14 protein-coding genes are annotated in these 19,571 nt (G+C 54.8%); 9 read left to right on the plus strand and 5 right to left on the minus strand.

The annotated features are described in order from the left end of the window. The first annotated feature begins 35 nt into the window (after positions 1-35). The 4 genes from INF35_RS01155 (at position 36) to INF35_RS01170 (ending at position 6,053) form a co-directional block, all read left to right on the plus strand. Positions 36-2,522, plus strand: coding sequence for a YfhO family protein (locus tag INF35_RS01155; protein WP_193499754.1), 2,487 nt, complete (start codon positions 36-38; stop codon positions 2,520-2,522). After that, positions 2,519-4,693, plus strand: a complete 2,175-nt coding sequence (locus INF35_RS01160) for a Tex family protein (protein ID WP_193499755.1) — start codon at positions 2,519-2,521, stop codon at positions 4,691-4,693. The genes INF35_RS01155 and INF35_RS01160 overlap by 4 nt, the downstream gene beginning before the upstream one ends. A gap of 380 nt (positions 4,694-5,073) precedes the next feature. Continuing rightward, a complete protein-coding gene (locus INF35_RS01165; protein WP_193499756.1) occupies positions 5,074-5,295 on the plus strand; it encodes an HPr family phosphocarrier protein in 222 nt (73 codons plus the stop codon). A gap of 203 nt (positions 5,296-5,498) precedes the next feature. Then, on the plus strand, positions 5,499-6,053 hold the full coding sequence (locus tag INF35_RS01170; RefSeq protein ID WP_193499757.1) for a transporter: 555 nt from the start codon (positions 5,499-5,501) through the stop codon (positions 6,051-6,053). Positions 6,054-6,187: 134 nt separating this feature from the next. On the opposite strand, the gene INF35_RS01175 is transcribed toward INF35_RS01170, so the two are convergent. From INF35_RS01175 to INF35_RS01185, 3 genes are all read right to left on the minus strand, one after another. Continuing rightward, on the minus strand, positions 6,188-7,855 hold the full coding sequence (locus INF35_RS01175) for a formate--tetrahydrofolate ligase (protein ID WP_193499758.1): 1,668 nt from the start codon (positions 7,853-7,855) through the stop codon (positions 6,188-6,190). Between the two features lie 207 nt (positions 7,856-8,062). Further along, the gene (locus INF35_RS01180) at positions 8,063-8,860 is read right to left on the minus strand and encodes a glycosyltransferase family 2 protein (protein ID WP_193499759.1); all 798 of its coding nucleotides are present in this window, start codon (positions 8,858-8,860) and stop codon (positions 8,063-8,065) included. 41 nt (positions 8,861-8,901) lie between these two features. Next, complete coding sequence (locus INF35_RS01185; RefSeq protein WP_193499760.1) at positions 8,902-10,569, minus strand: EAL domain-containing protein; 1,668 nt, start codon at positions 10,567-10,569, stop codon at positions 8,902-8,904. A 317-nt stretch (positions 10,570-10,886) separates the two neighbouring features. Between INF35_RS01185 and INF35_RS01190 the strand changes: the two genes are divergently transcribed. Beyond that, entirely contained in the window at positions 10,887-11,753 is an 867-nt protein-coding gene (locus tag INF35_RS01190; RefSeq protein WP_235983121.1) for an AraC family transcriptional regulator, read from the plus strand. Between the two features lie 86 nt (positions 11,754-11,839). On the opposite strand, the gene INF35_RS01195 is transcribed toward INF35_RS01190, so the two are convergent. Then, a complete protein-coding gene (locus tag INF35_RS01195) occupies positions 11,840-12,451 on the minus strand; it encodes a thymidine kinase (protein ID WP_193499762.1) in 612 nt (203 codons plus the stop codon). Between the two features lie 200 nt (positions 12,452-12,651). Continuing rightward, positions 12,652-13,293 carry a redox-sensing transcriptional repressor Rex gene (locus tag INF35_RS01200; protein WP_193499763.1) on the minus strand — a complete coding sequence of 214 codons (642 nt, stop codon included), beginning with the start codon at positions 13,291-13,293 and terminating at the stop codon, positions 12,652-12,654. A gap of 324 nt (positions 13,294-13,617) precedes the next feature. Between INF35_RS01200 and INF35_RS01205 the strand changes: the two genes are divergently transcribed. The 4 genes from INF35_RS01205 (at position 13,618) to INF35_RS01220 (ending at position 19,565) form a co-directional block, all read left to right on the plus strand. Continuing rightward, entirely contained in the window at positions 13,618-14,253 is a 636-nt protein-coding gene (locus INF35_RS01205; protein WP_235983122.1) for a ClpP family protease, read from the plus strand. 425 nt (positions 14,254-14,678) lie between these two features. Then, positions 14,679-17,618, plus strand: a complete 2,940-nt coding sequence (locus tag INF35_RS01210) for an FtsK/SpoIIIE family DNA translocase (protein WP_235983123.1) — start codon at positions 14,679-14,681, stop codon at positions 17,616-17,618. 57 nt (positions 17,619-17,675) lie between these two features. Further along, positions 17,676-18,647: a ComEC/Rec2 family competence protein gene (locus INF35_RS01215; RefSeq protein ID WP_193499766.1), complete on the plus strand. Its 972-nt coding sequence runs from the start codon at positions 17,676-17,678 to the stop codon at positions 18,645-18,647. 45 nt (positions 18,648-18,692) lie between these two features. Next, positions 18,693-19,565 (plus strand): methylenetetrahydrofolate reductase, encoded by an 873-nt coding sequence (locus INF35_RS01220; protein ID WP_193499767.1) that lies wholly within the window; start codon positions 18,693-18,695, stop codon positions 19,563-19,565. Positions 19,566-19,571 lie beyond the last annotated feature (6 nt).

A 19,571-nucleotide genomic window follows, 5' to 3' on the forward strand; every position in this document is an offset into this window, starting at 1 on the left:
CCGGTCCACAGGAAAATGAAAGGGAGGCATCCAAGATGGAAAAACTCCAGAAGCAAAAATCCTGGTATTGGCGTACATTTTTTATCTGCCTGGGACTTGCCGCGGCGTTGTTTCTGCCTCACTGCCTCATCGATGCCAGCCAGGGGGATTTCTTCCGCTATGCGGGGGATTTCAATGATCAGATGATTCCCTTTTATCAGTATACCAATGCCTTTGTCAAGGAGGGGGGCACCTTCAGCTGGGCCACCGATCTGGGCAGCGGCTTTGTCAATGCCTACTCGTACTATTCTCTGGGAAGCCCGTTTTTCTGGCTGACCATCCTGCTGCCGTCCCGCTGGATGCCCTGGCTGATGGCGCCCATGATGTGCCTCAAGTTCGCCGTTGCGGGCAGCGGCGCCTATCTGTGGCTGCGCCGCTGGTCCAGGGATCAGCGGATGGCTGTGTTGGCTGGCTGTCTGTATGCCTTCTGCGGATTCAACATCTACAATATCTTTTTCTATTTCTTCCTGGATGCTCCGGCTATTTTCCCGTATATGCTGGCGGCGCTGGACGATACTGCCATCGACGGCAAAAAGGGACGGTTCCCGGCCTGGGTGGCTGTCTGCCTGCTCAATAACTATTTCTTCTTTGCGGGACAGGCGGTTTTCCTGGTATTGTATTTTATCTGTATGTGGGCGACCAGGCGCTATCCCATCACCCTGAAAAGGTTCGGCACCCTTTTTCTGGAGACAGTCATCGGTTGCATGGCGGGCAGCCTGCTGCTTGTGCCCACAGCACTGTCCCTGCTGCAAAATCCCCGCACCATCGATCCCTTTACGGGATACGGGTATCTGGTCTACGGCAATGCACAGCAGTATCTGGCCATCCTGTACAGCATGTTCCTCATGCCGGATGCTCCCTATCTGACCGACATGTTCAATGGGGGCATCCTCAAGTGGACCAGCATGTCCGCCTATCTGCCCGTCGTCGGCATTGCGGCGGGGCTTGCCTTCATGCGCAAGCGGCGCAGGCATCCTTTCACGGTGATTCTGAAAATCAGCCTGGTCTGTGCTCTGGTTCCGGGGCTCAACAGCCTGTTTTATGCCCTCAACTCCAGTTACTATGCCCGGTGGTATTATATGCCGCTGCTTGTGCTCTGCGGAGCGACGGCCATGGCCCTTCAGGACGAGGCGGCCAACCTGTGGGGTGCAAACCGGCTGGTCGCTATTTTTACCCTTTCGGCAGCAGCCTTTGCACTGGTCCCCAATACCGATGAGGACGGTAATTTTATCGCCGGCGTGGTGGACAATCAGGCGAGGTTCTGGGCAATCTTCGGCATCAGCGTGCTGGGGGTGTTGCTTTTTGCCCTGATTCTCCGCTTCTTCCGTTATACCAGGCACTATTTCCCGATACTCATGGCGGCAGTTCTGGGATTCAGCTTTTTGTACGGTACGGTACACATCTCCATCTCCAAGTATGCCCAGTGGTACAACGACGCCGAGTATGTCCAACAGACTTACCGGGAGGCTGATGAGATCAACGAAATATTGCCGGAAGATACCTTCTATCGGCTGGATGCCTACAATTGTTACAACAATATGGGAATCTGGCTGGACAAGAGCTGCATTCAGTTCTTCCATTCCACGGTGGCGCCCCATATCCTGGAGTTCTATCCCACTGTGGGTGTGACACGCGACGTGAATTCCAAACCGGACTTTGACCTGTATGCTCTGCGGGGTCTTCTGAGCGTCCGGTATACGCTGGTCCCCAAGAGCGATCAGGTATCGTGGGAGAATCTTTCCCTGAAAGGCTGGAACCTGGCGGAGACCACCACCAGCTATCAGATCTATGAAAATGAAAACTGGGTGCCCATGGGCTTTGCATATGAGTATTACATGACACAGGACCAGTTTGAGGCAATCGATGAAGAAGAGCGGGGCAATGCCCTGATGCGTGCCATTCTGCTGACGGGGGAACAGATTGAGACATACGGAGATCTTCTGCGGCCCATCAGTGATGAAGAACTGGAAAAGCTGGACTATTCCTCCTATGTCAGCGACTGCAATGACCGCCGGGCGGCAGGAGTGACTTCGTTCACAGCCAACGACAGCGGATTTACTGCGGTGACCGATTATGAGGAGAGTACCCTGGTCTTTTTCAGCGTGCCGTATGATGACGGTTTTTCGGCAACGGTCAACGGCCAGGAAGCACGAATCGAAAAAGTGGATAACGGTCTGATGGCGATCCGTATGCCCGGCGGCCATGCCGAGATTTCGTTCGTCTACAAAACGCCCGGCCTGGACACAGGAATGCAAGTCAGCCTGACCGGCCTTGCCCTGTATGCCGTGTATTTACTGATTTTGTTCGGCATCAGCAGGCGGCGCAGGCAGCAGCCGATACCTTCGGAAATTCCGGAGTCCCTGTGCGAGGATCAGCCCGCAGAGGACAGCGAGCATTTTGCACAGTCCGTACAGCTTCCAATGCCCGGGGAGTTTGCGCCATCCCCGCAGGAAAATACAGATCAGTCTAAGGAGAACTCATGACACAGAAAAACGATCACATCCAACAGCTTGCACAGGAACTGGGCCTGGTGCCCGCCAATGTAGCAGGGGCCGTTGCCCTCATTGATGAGGGCAATACCATCCCGTTTATTGCCCGTTACCGCAAGGAGGCAACCGGTTCCATGGACGATCAGGTTCTGCGCAGCCTGGGAGAGCGTCTGGAATACCTGCGGGGGCTGGATGCCCGCAAGGAGGAGGTCACCCGCAGCATTACCGAGCAGAACGCCATGACCCCGGAACTGGAGAAAAGCCTGTCCGAGGCTAAAACGCTGGCGGAGGTGGAGGACATCTACCGTCCCTACAAACCCAAGCGCAAGACCCGGGCCAGCATTGCCCGTGCCCGTGGTCTGCAGCCGCTGGCCGATGCCATCCTCAGGCAGGACCCGTCCTTTGATCCGCAGACTGCGGCGCAACAGTATCTCGGGGAGGAGGTCCCCGACGGCGCGGCCGCACTGGCTGGTGCGCAGGACATCCTGGCGGAGGCAATCTCGGACGATGCCCGTTGCCGTGCCGAGCTGCGGCGATTCTACCGTGCCTTCGGCATGGTGCGCAGTGTCAAGGCCAAGGAGGAGGACAGTGTCTACGCACAGTATTACGATTACGCGGAGCCCATCGGCAAAATCCCTGGGCACCGTGTTCTGGCGCTTGACCGGGGGGAGCGGGAAGGCTTCCTCAAGGTCAGCATCCAGGTGGAGAGCGAGCGTGCCGCAGCCATCACGGCGCAGCTGTTTGTGCACCGCAAGGGCGGCGCCAGTGCGGCAATCGTGGAGGCCGCTGCTCTGGACGCCTACAAGCGGCTGATCCATCCCAGCCTGGAAACCGAGCTGCGCGGAGATCTTTCCGACAAAGCGGCGGAGGGGGCCATCCAGGTTTTTGGCGAGAATCTTCGCCAGCTGCTGATGCAGCCGCCGATCCGCGGCAAAGTGGTGATGGGGCTGGACCCCGGCTACCGCATGGGCTGCAAAGTGGCTGTGGTGGATGCCACTGGCCGTGTTCTGGATACTAACGTGGTGTATCCGGTGCCCGAGTTCAAGCGGGTGGAACAGGCCAAGAGCACCATCAAAAAAATGATCCTGCAAAATGGTGTGGAGCTGCTGGCCATTGGCAACGGCACTGCCGGACGGGAAACCGAGCAGTTCGCAGCGGATGTGATCCGTGAACTGGCCCAATCCAATGGACTTCATTTGCAATATATGGTGGTCAGCGAGGCCGGTGCCAGTGTGTACTCGGCTTCCAAACTGGCAGCAGAGGAATTTCCCCAGTTTGATGTCAATCTGCGTAGTGCGGTGTCCATTGCCCGGCGTCTGCAGGACCCGCTGTCCGAGTTGGTCAAGATCGATCCCAAGGCGGTGGGCGTGGGGCAGTATCAGCATGACATGCCCCAGAAGCGTCTGAACGAAACGCTGGACGGCGTGGTAGAGGACTGCGTCAACTCGGTGGGGGTGGACCTCAACACGGCGTCTGCACCACTGTTGCGCCGAGTGGCGGGTGTTACGGCGACAGTGGCAAAAAATATTGTGGCCCGGAGAGAAAGTGAGGGCGCTTTCGCCAGCCGCGCCGAGTTGAAAAAGGTGAAGGGTCTGGGGCCGAAGGCATATGAACAGTGTGCCGGTTTCCTTCGCCTGCCCGGTGCCAAAAACAAGCTGGATGAGACGGCAGTCCACCCGGAAAGTTATGCCGCCGCCCGTGCCCTGCTGGAAGAATGCGGATACAAGACCGCCGATATCGGTACCCCGGCACTGAACGATCTGGAACAGCGGGTCTCCTCCATGGGAGCAGTGAACCTGTGTGCTAAAATCGGAATCGGGGAACCCACTCTCAAGGATATTGTGGCGGAACTGCGCAAGCCGGGGCGGGATGTTCGAGACAGCCTGCCCAAACCCCTTCTGCGCAGCGATGTGATGCAGCTGGAAGACCTGAAAGAGGGAATGGAGCTCTCCGGCACGGTTCGCAATGTGATCGATTTCGGCGCTTTTGTGGACATTGGAGTGCATCAGGATGGCCTTGTGCATATCTCTCAGATTACCGATCGATACATCAAACATCCGCGGGAAGTACTCAAAGTCGGGGATGTGGTTCGAGTCAAGGTGATCAGCGTTGATGTCAAGAAAAAGCGCATTGGCCTGAGCATGAAAGGTGTTGCACAATCCTGATAACCCGAATTCCGAATGAAAGCGGGCTCCCTGTTATATGGAGCATTGTTGTGCCCTGCCGGGCAGAAAGGCGGAAAAAATTTAGAAGTCATCTTGACAAAAACGCCAAAAAACGACACACAATGCGCTTATAATGCAAGAATACGCATTCATAAGTGCAATATACTCCTCATGCAATGGGAAAAAGCGCTGGAAATATGTGTGAAGTCACAAGATATTTTTTTCGTGTTGAATTATCGCTGTAAAAATTGCTGAAAAGCGGTGCCGGAAGCCTGCAATCCCTCACCAAAGCCCATAATCATGCTATAATGATGCTGCAAGTAGTTGGCACATGATGTTGTGTGCAGCCTTGCATGGGAAAAAATGGAGGGAGTTTATTTATGGTAAGACAAGTCAAGGTTTCCAACTTTGCCGAAGTCCAGGGGATCGTGTCTGCCGCTGCCAAGTGTTATAACGAAGTTGGCGTGCATGACGTCAAGGGCAGCATTGCCGATGCCAAGAGCATTCTGGGAATGATGAGCCTGGATTTCAGCCATCCGGTCAAAATCGTGTGTGAGGACGAAAACGATCTCAATCGTGTGGTCAGTGCACTCGAGCAGTAAGAAACGGAACCATCTTCTCAAAAGGAGGAGCTGCCTGCAGGCGGCTCCTCCTTTTTGCATGCCATTGGCGGGCAGAGCGACGCCAGCGTTCAGGCAAAAAAGAACTTGAAGAAAAAAGGGAAAACCTGTTATAATACAACAAATGGTATCGCTTCCGGCGAACAGTTTCGCGGTCGCCGGAGAGAAAAGCGGAGGAAGCATTCATGAACAATACCGAATCCACCCGGCACAGAATCACCAGAACAGAGTTGCATCGTCATGAGGAACGCATCAAATTTGCGCTCCGGGATCAGGTGGCCGAGCTGGCAAGCCTTTTGGAAGTCGTGGTGTCCTGTCTGGTTCTGCTGGGGCTTCTGATCAGTTCTATTCCTGTTGCCAAGGAAATGCTGACATTGTGGAGCAGCTCCAGCACGGAAGCCTTCCAAACGTTTTTGGGGCATGCGTTTAACCTGGTTATCGGCATTGAGTTCATTAAGATGCTTGCCAAGCACAGTCCGGGCAGTGCTTTGGAAGTGTTATTGTACGCCATTGCGCGTAACATGATTCTGGGGCACGGGACGGCCATTGAAAACCTCCTGGGCGTGGCGTCCATCGGCTTGATCTTTGTTATTCGGAAATTCTGCTTTGTTCCGTCTTTTGGCGCTACGCTGCCGGGAGGCAAGGTGGCGGAGGATGTCAAGCCTGTGCTTGCCCGTTTCCGCAAGGAGCAAAAGGCAAAGGAACCGAAAAAAGAAGCGACGGCCGGAGAAAATTCATGAGACGGTCATGCAACAGCCGCCAATACAGCATCTTGTGATGGTTGACTGCTGTTTAAGAAAAAATAAGAAAGCCTTCGGCCGCTATGCGACCGGAGGCTTTCTTTTTATGGATCTTTAGGGAATACAGAAGAAAATCAGAACAGACCGGTAATGCGTCCCTGGGCGTCACAGTCAATATCCATGGCGGCAGGGTGGCGGGGCAGGCCGGGCATGGTCATGATATTGCCGCAGATAACGACAACGAAACCGGCACCGGCGGAAAGACGGACTTCGCGCACGTTCATGGTAAAATGCTCGGGAGCTGCCAGCAGGGAGGCATCGTCACTGAAAGAGTACTGTGTCTTTGCAATGCAGACCGGCAGATTTCCGTAACCCATGGCGGTATACTCATCCAGAGCCTTCTGAGCAGCGGGAGCAAAGCGAACATCGTCGGCGCGGTAGATTTTTTGCGCCACAGCCTTGACTTTGTCGGCCAGACTCTGTTCCAGATCATAGGTGAAGTGGAGAGGGCGTTCCTCCATAATGGACAGCACTGTCTTGGCCAGCTCGACGCCGCCGGCGCCGCCCTTGGCAAAGACCTCGGACAGAGCGCAGGGGACACCCTTGTCGGCACAGACCTTGCGGATCACATCCACTTCTTCCTCGGTATCGGTGGGGAAGGCATTGACCGCAACGCAGACAGACAGACCAAACTGGTCTTTCAGATTGTCAATGTGGCGTGCCAGGTTGGCCACGCCCTTGCGGACGTAGTCGGCGTTGGGAGTGCCCAGTTCAGCGCGGGGGCAGCCGCCGTGATGCTTCAGCGCGCGGACGGTGGCCACGAGAACTACCGCATCCGGGGAGAGACCTGCCATACGGCACTTGATGTCCAGGAACTTTTCGGCACCCAGATCTGCACCGAAACCGGCTTCGGTGACAACGTAATCGGCAAGCTTCAGGCTGAGCTTGGTAGCCATTACGCTGTTGCAGCCATGAGCAATGTTGGCAAAGGGACCACCGTGAATAATAGCAGGATTGTTCTCCAGGGTCTGAACAAGGTTGGGATCAATGGCATCTTTGAGCAGTGCGGTCATGGCGCCTGCTGCCCCCAGATCGCCGGCAGTGACGGGCTTTCCGTCGTAAGAGTATGCACAGACAATGCGGGACAGACGGGCTTTGAGGTCTTCCAGATCGGTGGCCAGGCAGAAGACAGCCATAACCTCGCTGGCGACGGTGATGTCGAAGCCGTCTTCACGGGGGGTGCCGTTTACCTTTCCGCCCAGACCGTCCACAATGAAGCGGAGCTGGCGGTCATTGATGTCGAGGCAGCGTTTCCAGGTGACGCGGCGGGGATCGATGTTCAGGGGATTGCCCTGCTGGATCGAGTTGTCGATCATGGCAGCCAGCAGGTTGTTGGCCGCCCCAATGGCGTGGATGTCGCCGGTAAAGTGCAGGTTGATGTCCTCCATAGGGACGACCTGGGCATAACCGCCGCCGGCGGCGCCGCCCTTCATGCCGAACACAGGACCCAGGGAAGGCTCACGCAGGCAGAGCATGGTCTTTTTGCCCAGAGAGTTCATGGCATCAGCCAGACCGACGCTGGTGGTGGTTTTGCCCTCGCCGGCAGGAGTGGGACTGATGGCAGTGACCAGGATCAGGCGACCGTCCTTGCGGTCGGAATGGATCAGCTGATGGTTGATCTTGGCTTTGTACTTGCCGTAGGGAATCAGAGAATCCGAATCGATCCCCAGTTTTTCCGCAATTTCGGTGATGGGCTGCATTTTGGCAGCCTGAGCAATTTCAATATCAGACAACATTGACATCTGTTCCTCCCGTATTTTGTATACCGCGAATCGTATATCTACAAGTTTAGCAAAGAGTTGACACAAATACAAGGCATTGCCCACAACTAACAGGTCGGGGCTGAAGGCAAAAGCCTGCGGTGGGGCAAACACTTCATGAAAAAAAGACAGAACACACCGCAACATGCGGCATGTTCTGTCCGATACAAGGCAAGCAAAGAACTCCGGTTAAACGGACCCCTTTTTGATGCCCCATTTTTTGAAATAGTGAATCATGCTGCCCAGCTGCATTTTGAATTTTCCGGCATCCCGGGCGGGGGCGCGGTGCCAGGCATGCACGGCATGGTACTGCGGGACCAGATATACCCGGCCTTCCTGAAGAATTTTCTGGGTCAGATCAGCGTCCTCCACATACATGAAATAATCCTCATCAAAGCCGCCGACCTTCTGCAGCACTTCCGTGCGCACGGCCATAAAGCTGCCGGTGCAGAATTCAATCGGCCGAGGCAGGGAAAGGTCTTCGTCCTGCATGGTATAGTGTCGATCGCTCTTGTCAAAAACAGAACCCGGGAAACGCGGTGCAAGCTGACGGGCAAACAAGGCCCAGGGTGTCGGCTTGCGGCGGGGAAGATGCTGGATACGCCCATCCGGATAATAGAGCTGCGGTGTAGCCATGGCGGCTTCCGGATGGTCTTCAAGCCATCCGGCCAGGGCATGTAGAACATCGTCCTGCAGAAGAATGTCCGGATTGAGGATAAAGTGAAACCGGCTTTTCAAAAAAGGGAGGACGGTATTGTGTCCCCGCCCGAAACCGACGTTTTCGGGCAGGGTGATGACCTGAACACGGGGGTCGGCAAAATCGGTTTCTGCAAGCCGAGTGCCGCATCCGTCCGGACTGGCGTTGTCCACGACATACAGAGCAAGATCCCCCGGAGTGTTGGCCAAAACGCTGCGGACCGCAGCGCAAACTTCATCATAATCACAGTAGGAGACAATGCAGGCGCTCAGCGAGTACTGCTCCGACATAAATAGTCCACTTCCTTTATGGCTTGGGTAATAGAAAATCATCAGGCCTGCGGGGCAATAAACCCATCAAACAGGGTGTCTGCATCGAGCAAGTCGGCATACAGGGGACCCTGCACAAAATCAGCTCCGGCGTGTACCGAGACTTCTGCCTGTTCGGCGGTAGCAATCGTTTCGACACAGACATACATGCCCAGCTGATGAAAAAGTGCAAAGACCGAGGACAGGATAGGAGGCTTGCCGCTGTCTGTATCGCAGGCAAGCCGGGTGGGAATCTTGATCCACTGCGGACACATGTCCCGCAGAAGGGAAAGGGTCAGATGTTCAGGAGCAAAACCGTCCAGAGCTGTCATGATACCGCATTTGCGCAGCTTGGAAGTCAGCTCAAAAAGATGACGGGGACCGGCGGCGTAGCAACCGTCGTTGAGCTCAAGACAAAGGGTGTTGGAAGGCAGACTGTATTTAGCAGCCAGTTCACAGATCTGATCGATAAAGCCGCGCTGGACGATCTGACGACAGCAGATGTCCATGCTGATGCCGAACAGGGGAACGGTGCGCTGCCACTCTTTGAGCTGTTGCAGCGCTTTCTCCAGAGCCCAGCGCCCGATGGGCAAAATGTCACCGCTGTCCTCAAGGGCAGCCATCAGTTCCTCGTGAGTAACGCTGGGGTAATCTTCCGATGCCCAGCAAAGAATCGCCTCTGCAGCGGGACAGGTTTTGCCCTTGGCGTAGATTTGCGGCTGATAACGCAGATAGAATCCCTCAAAGTCGTTCTGCACCGACTGATGGATGGCGGCACGCAGAGCGTCCAAGCGCTGCTCATCCCGGAACATCTCAGAAGAGTAGGCACAGAGCCCGCCGGGCTGGGTGAGCTTTGCAATGGTAAGTGCAACTTCCAGCCGGCGATGCAGATCTTCCGCACGCATCCCGTCGGCCGGATACAATATATAGCTCCCAGTCAGAACGAGAGGAATTTCTTCCTCGCCCACCTTCAGCTCGGCAGCTGCGGCAGAGTAGCGGGCAAAAACTACTTCCAGATCTTCCGGCTCGGCATCCTGCATCCAGTAGGCAAATTTGTCTCCGTCCATACGGAATAAGAAACCGGGAAAGTGCAGCGCAAGCAGTTTCTCGGCAAAGGCGCGCAGTACCAGATTGCCAAAGGCATAATCGTGTACATCGTTGATGCGGCTGAAATCGTCAATGCCGAACAGAAGAATGCCGCCTTTTTGATTGGGCTGTGAGAGCGTCTCATACAGGCGGGAACGGAATTCGTGGATGGTATAGAGATTGGTATTGGTGTCGTATTTGGGGTTCAGTCCCATATTGCGGAGAACACAGGAAAAAACGGCAGGAGAGCCGTTTTCGTGGCGGCGCAGTACACCGCGGCTGCGAATCCACACATATTGTCCAGCCTTGTTCTTGATGCGGTATTCACAGTGATGAACATCGCCGTTCTGTCCGGTCATCATACGTTCAAGATCGCGCACAAACGCAGTCTGATCCTCCGGGTGAATCCGGCAAAGCCAAAGCCAGTCGGTTCCATCCATGTATTCATCTTTCAGATCGAACTCCTCCACAGCGGCAGCACTCCAGCGGGAACGCCCGGATGTGATGTCGCTTACATAGAAATAAATGTCTGATGCACTTTGCGAAAGCATATCAAAAAGCTCGCAGTCCAGCAGCGAGTCGCGATTCTCAGTGATGCCGGCCACCTCCCTGAAAGAAACTGTTACGCACAGCAATTTTGTTTATTCTACCATATTTCTGAGCCTTTGTCATGTAAAAAGACAAATTGCAAGGGATTTTACGACAGTTTCAGATATGGCAAAAACAGTATGGCCAGATGAAATGCTTTGAAATCCTGATGAAGCAAAGGCAAAAGTAGTTGGAAAAACAAAAAGAGAAGGTCAAAGCAAAATGGGGAATATTTCGCCAAAAAACACTTTGAAAAAAGGCAAAAAATGTGCTATTATACTAAACAAACCTGAAAATTTGGATGTAAAAATCTTGAGGAGGCGGAAACGTGAATATGGATTGCGGATATTCGCCGGAACTTGATTTCTATATTGAGAAGATTGACCGAAACAATGCATATGAAATGGCAACATTTCATACCCATCACAAATATGAAATCTATTACGAGATCGAAGGAACACGCCGATATTTCATTGAGGATGCCGCCTATGTGGTCAATGCAGGCAGTGTGGTGCTGATTGGTGAGAATCAGATACACAAAACCGGTACAATTGGCGACGGACCATCCAGCCGGATTGCAATTATCTTTCGGCCGGAGTATCTTCAGGAAATCTGCAACAGCTTTGCAGACGTGGATTTCTTCGATTTTCTGGGCAAGCGCGGCAATCACCTGCTCAACAGCATCTCTGTCAAGCAGCAGAACCGGATTTTTGCCATGATGCAGCAGATGATGAGTCTTCAGGGTGAGGAAGGGCAGGATGTCAAAGCGGCTAACAAGATGATGCTGGCCACACTTTTGCTGTATCTAAAACATCTATGCCAGATGCAGCGGGAACGCGGGGGGGACAGCGGCCGGGTGTCTAACCGTATTATTGATCAGATTCAAAGCTATATCTCGCTGCATTATGCGGAAAAACTTACACTCACCGGCATCGCAGAAAAATTCTATATCAGTCCCTATTATCTGAGTCGATTGTTCAAGAAAACAATCAATTTGAGCTTGGTGGAATACATCAACGGGATTCGGATCAAGGCGGCACAGAGCCTGATAGAAAAGACGGACGACAGCATCGCGGATGTGGCAGGGAAGACGGGCTTTATGACAACGGCACATTTTCGCCGCGTATTCAAAGATGCCACAGGGTTTTCGCCCCAGCAATATCGGCAGTTCTACCGCAAGATCAGCAAGAGCGAGGGATAATTGTTTGATCAGAAACAAAAACAGCATGCAGTATGAAAGGCTGCATGCTGTTTTTTGTCGTTATTGCTGCCCACAAGCCGGCAAAATCATTTGGATTTTCCGGTACGTTTGAGAAAGGCCCGGTATTCCCGGTACCAGCACTGGGGGCAAAGGCTTTGATATTCTACGTTGTCCACTGTGTCGATGGCGACCTGTGCACCTTCAAACACAAAACTGCCGTTGACCATGCGGCCGTTGCAGGTGGCCTTGCGTCCGCAGGAGCAGATGGTTTTCAATTCCTCAATGGTGTGAGCCAGCTCCAGCAGGCGGGTGGAGCCGGAAAAGCCGCGCATCATGAAATCTGCGCGCAGCCCGTAGCAGATGACCGGGATGCCCAGGTCTACCGTTACAAGGAACAGCTGTTCCGCCTGCTCCGGAGTGAAAAACTGACTCTCATCACACAGCACACAGGCCAGGGGACCGTTGACTTCCCGGTCATGGGCGACCAGCTCCAGAATGTTCATTTCTTTGGTGATCAGGGCGTCCACCTTGCAGCTGATACCGAGACGGGAGACCAGCATATCACCGCCTTTGGTATCGATGGAAGGCTTCAGAATCAGAACCCGCATGCCGCGTTCGGTGTAATTGAAGGCGACCTGCAAAAGAGCGGTGGTTTTGCCGCTGTTCATGGCACCATATCGGAAATAGAGCTTTGCCATTGATATCCTCCATTCAAACAGTTAACGCCCGGATGGGATATCACTCCGCATCGCCTTTCCGCAGGGCGCTTTATGAATCATTATAGGCAGGCTGGCTGAAAATGCAATGCTGCCCACAGAAAAAGCCGCCGAAAACAGGCGGCTTCAAGGCGGGAACGCATGGATAGAACATACCCGAAAGATTAAAATGCCCGGCGGGCTCAGGAGTCCTGATTGCGCAGACGGTATCCCAGGCTCATCAAACTGTCCCCGAGATGGACGTTTTCTACAGTGACTTCCGGATGTGCCACGGACAGATCATAGTGACTGAAGTTCCAGAAGCCCTGAATTCCCAGGCGGACCAGTTCGTCACTCAGATCAACAGCACTCTGGCGGGGAACGCATAAAACTGCAACAGCGGGCTTGTTTTCGAGGCAGAAAGATTCCAGCTCATCCAAAGGACGGATGGTGACACCGCTCATCTGGTGGCCTACAAGCTCGGGATTGATGTCAAAAGCGGCCAGAAGGCGGTAGCCGTTGGTATCCCGTGCGATAAAGCTGGACACCGCGTTGCCAAGACGGCCGGCACCAATCAGAATGGTGGGAAGCAGTTCACCGCTGCCGAACAGGAGGCGGCCGATTTCTTCCAACAGGACATCAACCTTATAACCAATGCCCTGCTGACCAAAACCACCGAAGCAGTTGAAGTCCTGGCGGACCTGACTGGCGGTTGTGCCCATCATGTGGGCCAGTTCGCTGGAGGAAACTTTATCCTTTCCGTCCGCCGCCAGATTGGTCAGATAGCGATAATACTTGGGCAGCCGTTTGATGACGGGCAGGGAAACCTTGCCTTGCGTGGACATAAAAAACATGCACCTCCCGTGCAAAGTTAAAATGAGAATACGTCAAAACAGCCAAGAAAACGGCCCGGTCTCATCTGGATGGAAAGGGGACCGACCGAACATTTATTGCTGTAAAATAGTATAATCAATTTGCTTACATTTGTCAATTTTTTGTCTAAGTTTTTGTGTGCGTTGCTAAATAGGCATGTGGATGTCTGGGCATACTGCCAGAAGAATCAAAAAAGCCTTGCCTGTAAAACTGGCATGGAAACGGGAGGAAATTTTATGAGTGCAAAATCCGTTGTATCCGGTGAGGACGCATTGCAAAAACAGAAAGAGCAAGAAATGATTGCAGAGAGCGGAAGTGTAGCCGCTACAAGGGGACGGTATGCCATTCATTGTCTGACGGTTGTCGGTACCATTGAAGGGCATACCCTTTCGCCGGACAACCAGAAAACCACAAAATATGAGCATGTGATCCCGCAGCTGGTGGATATCGAAGAGGACCCCGACATTGAGGGCCTGCTGGTTATTCTGAACACAGTGGGCGGAGACGTGGAAGCGGGCCTGGCCCTGGCGGAACTGATTGCCGGATTGACAAAACCAAGTGCTACGCTGGTATTGGGCGGAGGACATTCCATTGGAATTCCGCTGGCGGTTTCGGCGGGGCGCAGCTTTATTGTTCCCACGGCAACCATGACGGTGCATCCGGTACGGCATTCCGGTATGGTGTTGGGTGTCCCTCAGACCATGCGGTATTTTGAACAGATGCAGGAACGCATTGTAGGGTTTGTGGCCAAACACTCGGGAATTACGTCCCAGCGTTTCACCCAGCTGATGCACAATACCGGGGAACTGGTTATGGATATGGGAACGGTTTTGAATGGTGAGCAGGCTGTACAGGAGGGACTGATCGACGCTCTGGGCGGGCTGGGAGATGCTCTGGGCTATCTCTATGAGGAGATTGAAAAGCGCCGCTGAGCCGGGAACTGCTTTGTTTTGTGAGAAATGTCCAAAGTTTTCCGTATATAATATGTGACCTTTTACGGGAAAAACAATCAAAAATTGGCGAACAGATTTTACAACAGGACCCATTCATGATAAAATAATAAACCATAGATTTTTTTGAGGAGCTTCCGTATCGGAGGTGATGCGGTTCTCCTCGACGTACATAAATCCCTGTATTTGATAGCAGGATCATCAGCAAACACTTGAGGGGTACATTCAAAATGGCACAGTCTCGATCCGGAAAGAGTACCGGAAAATCATCACAAAAATCATCGTCCAGAAGCAGTTCTTCCTCCAAACGACGCACCTCGGCTCAGAGCCGCAGCGCTGCGCAAAGGAAGAGTGTTTCCAAATCTGCATCCAACCGGGCACGCAGACGCCAGGAACGGCACAGCGTGATGGGCAGTATCCCGCTGGCGGCAATCGGCATTCTTGCCATTGCGCTGGTTATTGTTCCGGGTCAGAGCGTCTGGAGCGAGGTGCGCAGCTGGATGTTCGGCGTGTTTGGCATTACTACGTACCTGGTGGGGCCGCTGCTGCTGTATCTGGCCTACTTGATTGCCTCCGGGTATCTGGTCGGCAAGTTCCTGGCCAAGACGGTTTTACTGGCTTTAGTGTGTGCCAGCGTACCGGTGGTGTTCTCGGATTTCAAAGTCGGCGACTCCAGCTTTGTTCAGGTGGTACAGACGTTGTTTGCCTGGGGACAGAGCAAGTTCTGGAGCGGCGGCGTGTTCGGCGGGGCAATCGGCGCTACACTGGTGGCCCTGTGCGGCCGTCCGGCAGCCAATTTTGTGATGCTGCTGCTGTTTGCTACGGGACTGATGGTGTTTTTTGCCGTTACGCCGCGGGATATTGTGCAGTTTGTGCTGTACCAGTCCGCTCGCCTGAAGGAAGCCCGAGCTGCATCCTATGAGGCAGAAGATGAATACGATACACAGCTCTTTTCGGGCGGTCCGGAGGAAGAGCCCATTGAAAATTTGACGGGAACTCTGCCGCAGGACCCCGCCCAGGAAGTACCGCACCATCCGGCTTTTGACGCTGCGCCTTATCTGGCGCAGGATGAAGCCCGGCGCAATCGCCGTACGGCACAGGCGGCGGCCTCGGGCATGCGGGAAGCGGCAGCAACTGCTGCTCCGGCTGCGCCTGTGGCTCCTGCGGCACCGGTTATGCCGGAGTCGGAGCCCCGTGCATCCTTTGACGTTGACCTTGGTCCGGATATGTCCACGCGGGCTTTGCATGAAGCGGTGGAACACGATCCGCTGGAGCCGGTGGTGATTGGACCGGGCGGAACCTTTGGCCTTGACCCGCTGGAACAGCTCAGCCATCGCAGCAAAGCTTCGCAGAATACTGCACCCATCCAACAGGAGGAACCGGAGGACTTCTCTCTCCATCTGGAGGCGCAGCCGGAACCGGAAACCACTACAGCAGGGGAACTGGACCAGCTGATTCAGAAGGCAATGGGTGAAATCCCTCAAAATGACGAAAATGTTCCGCTGGGAGAGATTCGCCTGGATGTCCATGAAGATGCACAGCCTTCCCAGCATGTGGCGGCAGAGCCTGATCCTGTGGGGACAATGGATGTGATTCCTTCCATCGGCGGCAGCTTTGATACAGTGCAGGCGGCCTGGAACGCCGGTGTCCCCATGGGGAGCCTTCTCTCCGGTACTGTGCCTCCGGTACGGGAGGAGGATACAGTTCCCGCCGCAGTATCCCGCGCTGAAAATATTTCCCAGCCTTCCGGGCATTTGCGGGTGAGCGAGACGGTAGGCAATTCGGCCTCTGAGCCGATCCATACACCGCCCCGCGCCGAAAAGGCGGAGCAGATGGCTCCGATTTCGGATCTGGTTGCCGAGCAGGCAGAAACGCAGCCCTACTGCTATCCTTCGCTGAACCTGTTCAATCCCTCCCGCGCGGAGGATGACGCCGGCGCTGCCCGCGAGATGAAAAAGAATGCGGATACGCTGGTCAAAACGCTGGACAGCTTCGGCGTCAAGACGCGAATTCTGGATATCTGCCGCGGGCCTTCGGTCACCCGGTATGAGCTGCAGCCTCAGGCGGGTGTCAAAATCAGCCGCATCACCAATCTGGCCGACGACATTGCTCTGAACCTTGCCACGGCGGGCGTCCGCATTGAAGCACCTATCCCCGGCAAGCCTGCTGTGGGCATTGAGGTGCCCAACCGCATTCGCTCGGCGGTCAACATCCGCAGCGTCTTTGAGGCGCAGAATTATATCAATATGCGCTCCCCGCTGACCATGGCGTTGGGCAAGGATATTGCAGGCACCGCACAGGTAGCCGATCTCTGCAAGATGCCTCATCTGCTGATTGCAGGCTCCACCGGCAGCGGTAAATCGGTCTGCGTCAACTCCATTATCATCAGTTTCCTGTTCCGCTCGGGCCCGGAGGATGTCAAACTGATCCTGATCGACCCCAAAGTCGTTGAGCTGGCTGAATACAATGGAATTCCGCATCTGCTCATGCCTGTGGTCACCGAGCCGCGCAAGGCAGCCGGTGCTCTGGGCGCATCTGTTGCCGAGATGGAACGCCGTTACAAGCTGTTTGCGGAAAATAACGTCCGCGATATCAAGAGCTACAACAAGCTGGCGGAGCAGTATCCTGCGCTGGAGCATCTGCCCTATATTGCTATTGTGATCGACGAGCTGGCCGATCTGATGATGGTGGCAGGCAAGGAAGTGGAAGATTACATCTGCCGTATCGCTCAGAAGGCCCGTGCAGCGGGAATTCACCTGATCATTGCGACCCAGCGCCCCAGTGTGGATGTTATCACCGGCCTCATCAAGGCGAATGTTCCCAGCCGCATTGCCTTTGCAGTGTCCAGCCAGATCGATTCCCGCACCATTCTGGATGCCGGTGGTGCGGAAAAACTGCTGGGCAACGGCGATATGCTGTTCCTCCCGGTTGGTGCGGCCAAGCCCGTCCGTATTCAGGGCACCTACGTGACCGACGAGGAAATTTCGGCGGTTCTGAACTTCATCAAGACCACCAGCCAGACCCAGTACGACGAGGAAATGATTGCCGAAATGGAGCGCCGTGCTGTGGCGGAAAAGGGTAAGGATTCCGGGGATGAGGACGGCGAAGGTTCCTCTGCCCACGACCCGATGTTCGATCAGGCGGTAGAGTGCGTCATTGATGCCGGACAGGCATCCACCAGCCTTTTGCAGCGCCGCTGCAAGCTGGGCTATGCCCGTGCGGCACGCATCATGGATCAGATGGAACAGGAGGGCGTCATCGGCCCCTATGAGGGAGCCAAGCCCCGTGCCGTTCTTGTGACCCGGGCACAGTGGCAGGAGCGCAAGCTCGGCGTGCAGGAAGAGTAAAATAGAAAAGGAAAAACAATGGCTCGCAGAAGAAACAGAAAACGCCGATCCAACACTGTGCGTAAAATTGTATCGATTCTGACTGCGGTGGCGGCGGGATGCATTGCGCTGGCGGCTTTTGTCATCGAATATTACGGCGGTCAGGGGGCGGTTCCCACCTGGGATACCCTGTATGATCAATTTGGAATTGAGAACAGCATTCCCGATTCCGAGACCGTGTCGTCGGGAGATACCTCGGTATCCTTTCTTAACGTGGGACAGGGGGACTCAGTGCTGATCTGTCAGGATGGGGAATTCTGTCTGATCGATGCAGGTACCCCGGATTCGCAGGAACAGCTGCTGCGCAGTCTGGAGGGCGCCGGGGTGGAACGCCTGACCTATGTGGTCATGACCCATCCCCACGCGGACCACGCCGGAGGCATGGCGGCGGTGCTGGAGGCGTTTCCCACCGATACGCTGATCCTGCCGCAGCTGGATGGTCTGGAAGACCGGTCTTCCACACTGGAACGCACGCTGGATGCGGCGGAAGAGTATGGTGTCGAGATGATTCAGGCTTCCACCGGGGACAGCTATACCCTGGGCGGCGGGCAGCTGGATGTCCTGCTTGCTCCCACGCCGGAGGAGGCAGGGGACAATCTGAACAATCTGTCTCTCTGCCTGCGATTTACGGCAGGCAAGTTCACCTTTGTGGATACCGGCGATGCTGAGGAAGAGATTGAGGAACAGCTGATCCAGCAGTACTGGTCGGGACTGAGGGCGGATCTTCTCAAGGCAGGCCACCACGGCTCCAACACATCCAACACCCAGGAGTTTCTGGAGGCAGTTTCGCCGGAGATCGTGGTGGCAAGCTGCGGACTGGATAACGATTACGGCCATCCTCACGAGGAAGTTGTGGAGCGGGTGGAGGACATTGGCGCTGCATTTTACCGCACCGACCTGGACGGAACGGTTACGGTGGTTTCGCATGACGGCACGATGCAGGTGGATTGTACTGCCCGATATGCGCAGGACGCAGATCAGGCTGCATAATATAGAATTGGGTGAGGAAAACAAACAGAAGGAGTAAAACGGACCATGAAAATTTCGGAACTGTTTCAGACAAAAAGCTGTGTCTTTTCCATTGAATGCTTCCCTCCGAAGCAGACAACACAGTTTGCAGCCATGCAGCAGACGCTGCGCCGTATGAAGGAGCTTTCCCCGGATTTCATCAGTGTTACTTACGGTGCGGGCGGCTCCGCGGGCGGTGTGTCCACGGTGGAGGTCGCGGATTTCCTGCAAAAAGAGCTGGGCATTCTTCCTCTGGCGCATATGATCTGCATGGGCAGTGACAAGGCTTCGGCAGCACAGCTTTTGGACAAGCTGCGCGCAGCCGGTGTCAGCAATGTTCTGGCACTGCGCGGCGACCGCACTCCTTTGCGTCCGGAAAGTCCGAACTTTCATCATGCCAGCGATCTGATGGCTTTCATCCGGGAGAGCGCACCTGACATCAGTGTGTCCGGTGCCTGCTATCCGGAGGGCCATCCCGAAGCCCCCACACTTCTTCAGGATGTTGCCAATCTGCGTCATAAACAGGAAAACGGGGCGCAGCATCTGGTTACCCAGCTGTTCTTCGACAACGGACATTTTTATCGCTTCCTGAACATGGCACGCAAGGCGGGGATCACGCTGCCGGCTTCGGCGGGTGTCATGCCCATTGTCCGCCGCAGTCAGGTGGAGCGCACAGTGGCACTGTCCAGCGCCAGCCTGCCCTCTGAATTTACCCGCATGATCTCCCGCTGGCAGGACGACCCGGAGTCGCTGCACAAGGCCGGTATCGAGTATGCGGTCAATCAGCTGCGGGATCTGATCGAGGGCGGCGCCGATGGCGTTCATCTCTATGCTATGAACGATGCTGCCGTGGCTGCCGAGGTCTACGACGGCATCCGGGATCTCCTGCCTGAGGCATAACCCGGG

It is taken from the genome of Gemmiger gallinarum, assembly GCF_014982805.1.
In the GTDB taxonomy this organism is placed as follows: domain Bacteria; phylum Bacillota; class Clostridia; order Oscillospirales; family Ruminococcaceae; genus Gemmiger; species Gemmiger gallinarum.

What these genes read in the sequence shown, in the direction of transcription:
- INF35_RS01170 (WP_193499757.1), top strand. Translation starts at nt 5,499, where the DNA reads ATGAACAATACCGAATCCACCCGGCACAGAATCACCAGAACAGAGTTG.
- INF35_RS01205 (WP_235983122.1), top strand. Translation starts at nt 13,618, where the DNA reads ATGATTGCAGAGAGCGGAAGTGTAGCCGCTACAAGGGGACGGTATGCC.
- INF35_RS01200 (WP_193499763.1), bottom strand. Translation starts at nt 13,293, where the DNA reads ATGTCCACGCAAGGCAAGGTTTCCCTGCCCGTCATCAAACGGCTGCCC.
- INF35_RS01190 (WP_235983121.1), top strand. Translation starts at nt 10,887, where the DNA reads ATGGATTGCGGATATTCGCCGGAACTTGATTTCTATATTGAGAAGATT.
- INF35_RS01155 (WP_193499754.1), top strand. Translation starts at nt 36, where the DNA reads ATGGAAAAACTCCAGAAGCAAAAATCCTGGTATTGGCGTACATTTTTT.
- INF35_RS01180 (WP_193499759.1), bottom strand. Translation starts at nt 8,860, where the DNA reads ATGTCGGAGCAGTACTCGCTGAGCGCCTGCATTGTCTCCTACTGTGAT.
- INF35_RS01195 (WP_193499762.1), bottom strand. Translation starts at nt 12,451, where the DNA reads ATGGCAAAGCTCTATTTCCGATATGGTGCCATGAACAGCGGCAAAACC.
- INF35_RS01160 (WP_193499755.1), top strand. Translation starts at nt 2,519, where the DNA reads ATGACACAGAAAAACGATCACATCCAACAGCTTGCACAGGAACTGGGC.
- INF35_RS01175 (WP_193499758.1), bottom strand. Translation starts at nt 7,855, where the DNA reads ATGTCAATGTTGTCTGATATTGAAATTGCTCAGGCTGCCAAAATGCAG.
- INF35_RS01210 (WP_235983123.1), top strand. Translation starts at nt 14,679, where the DNA reads ATGGGCAGTATCCCGCTGGCGGCAATCGGCATTCTTGCCATTGCGCTG.
- INF35_RS01220 (WP_193499767.1), top strand. Translation starts at nt 18,693, where the DNA reads ATGAAAATTTCGGAACTGTTTCAGACAAAAAGCTGTGTCTTTTCCATT.
- INF35_RS01165 (WP_193499756.1), top strand. Translation starts at nt 5,074, where the DNA reads ATGGTAAGACAAGTCAAGGTTTCCAACTTTGCCGAAGTCCAGGGGATC.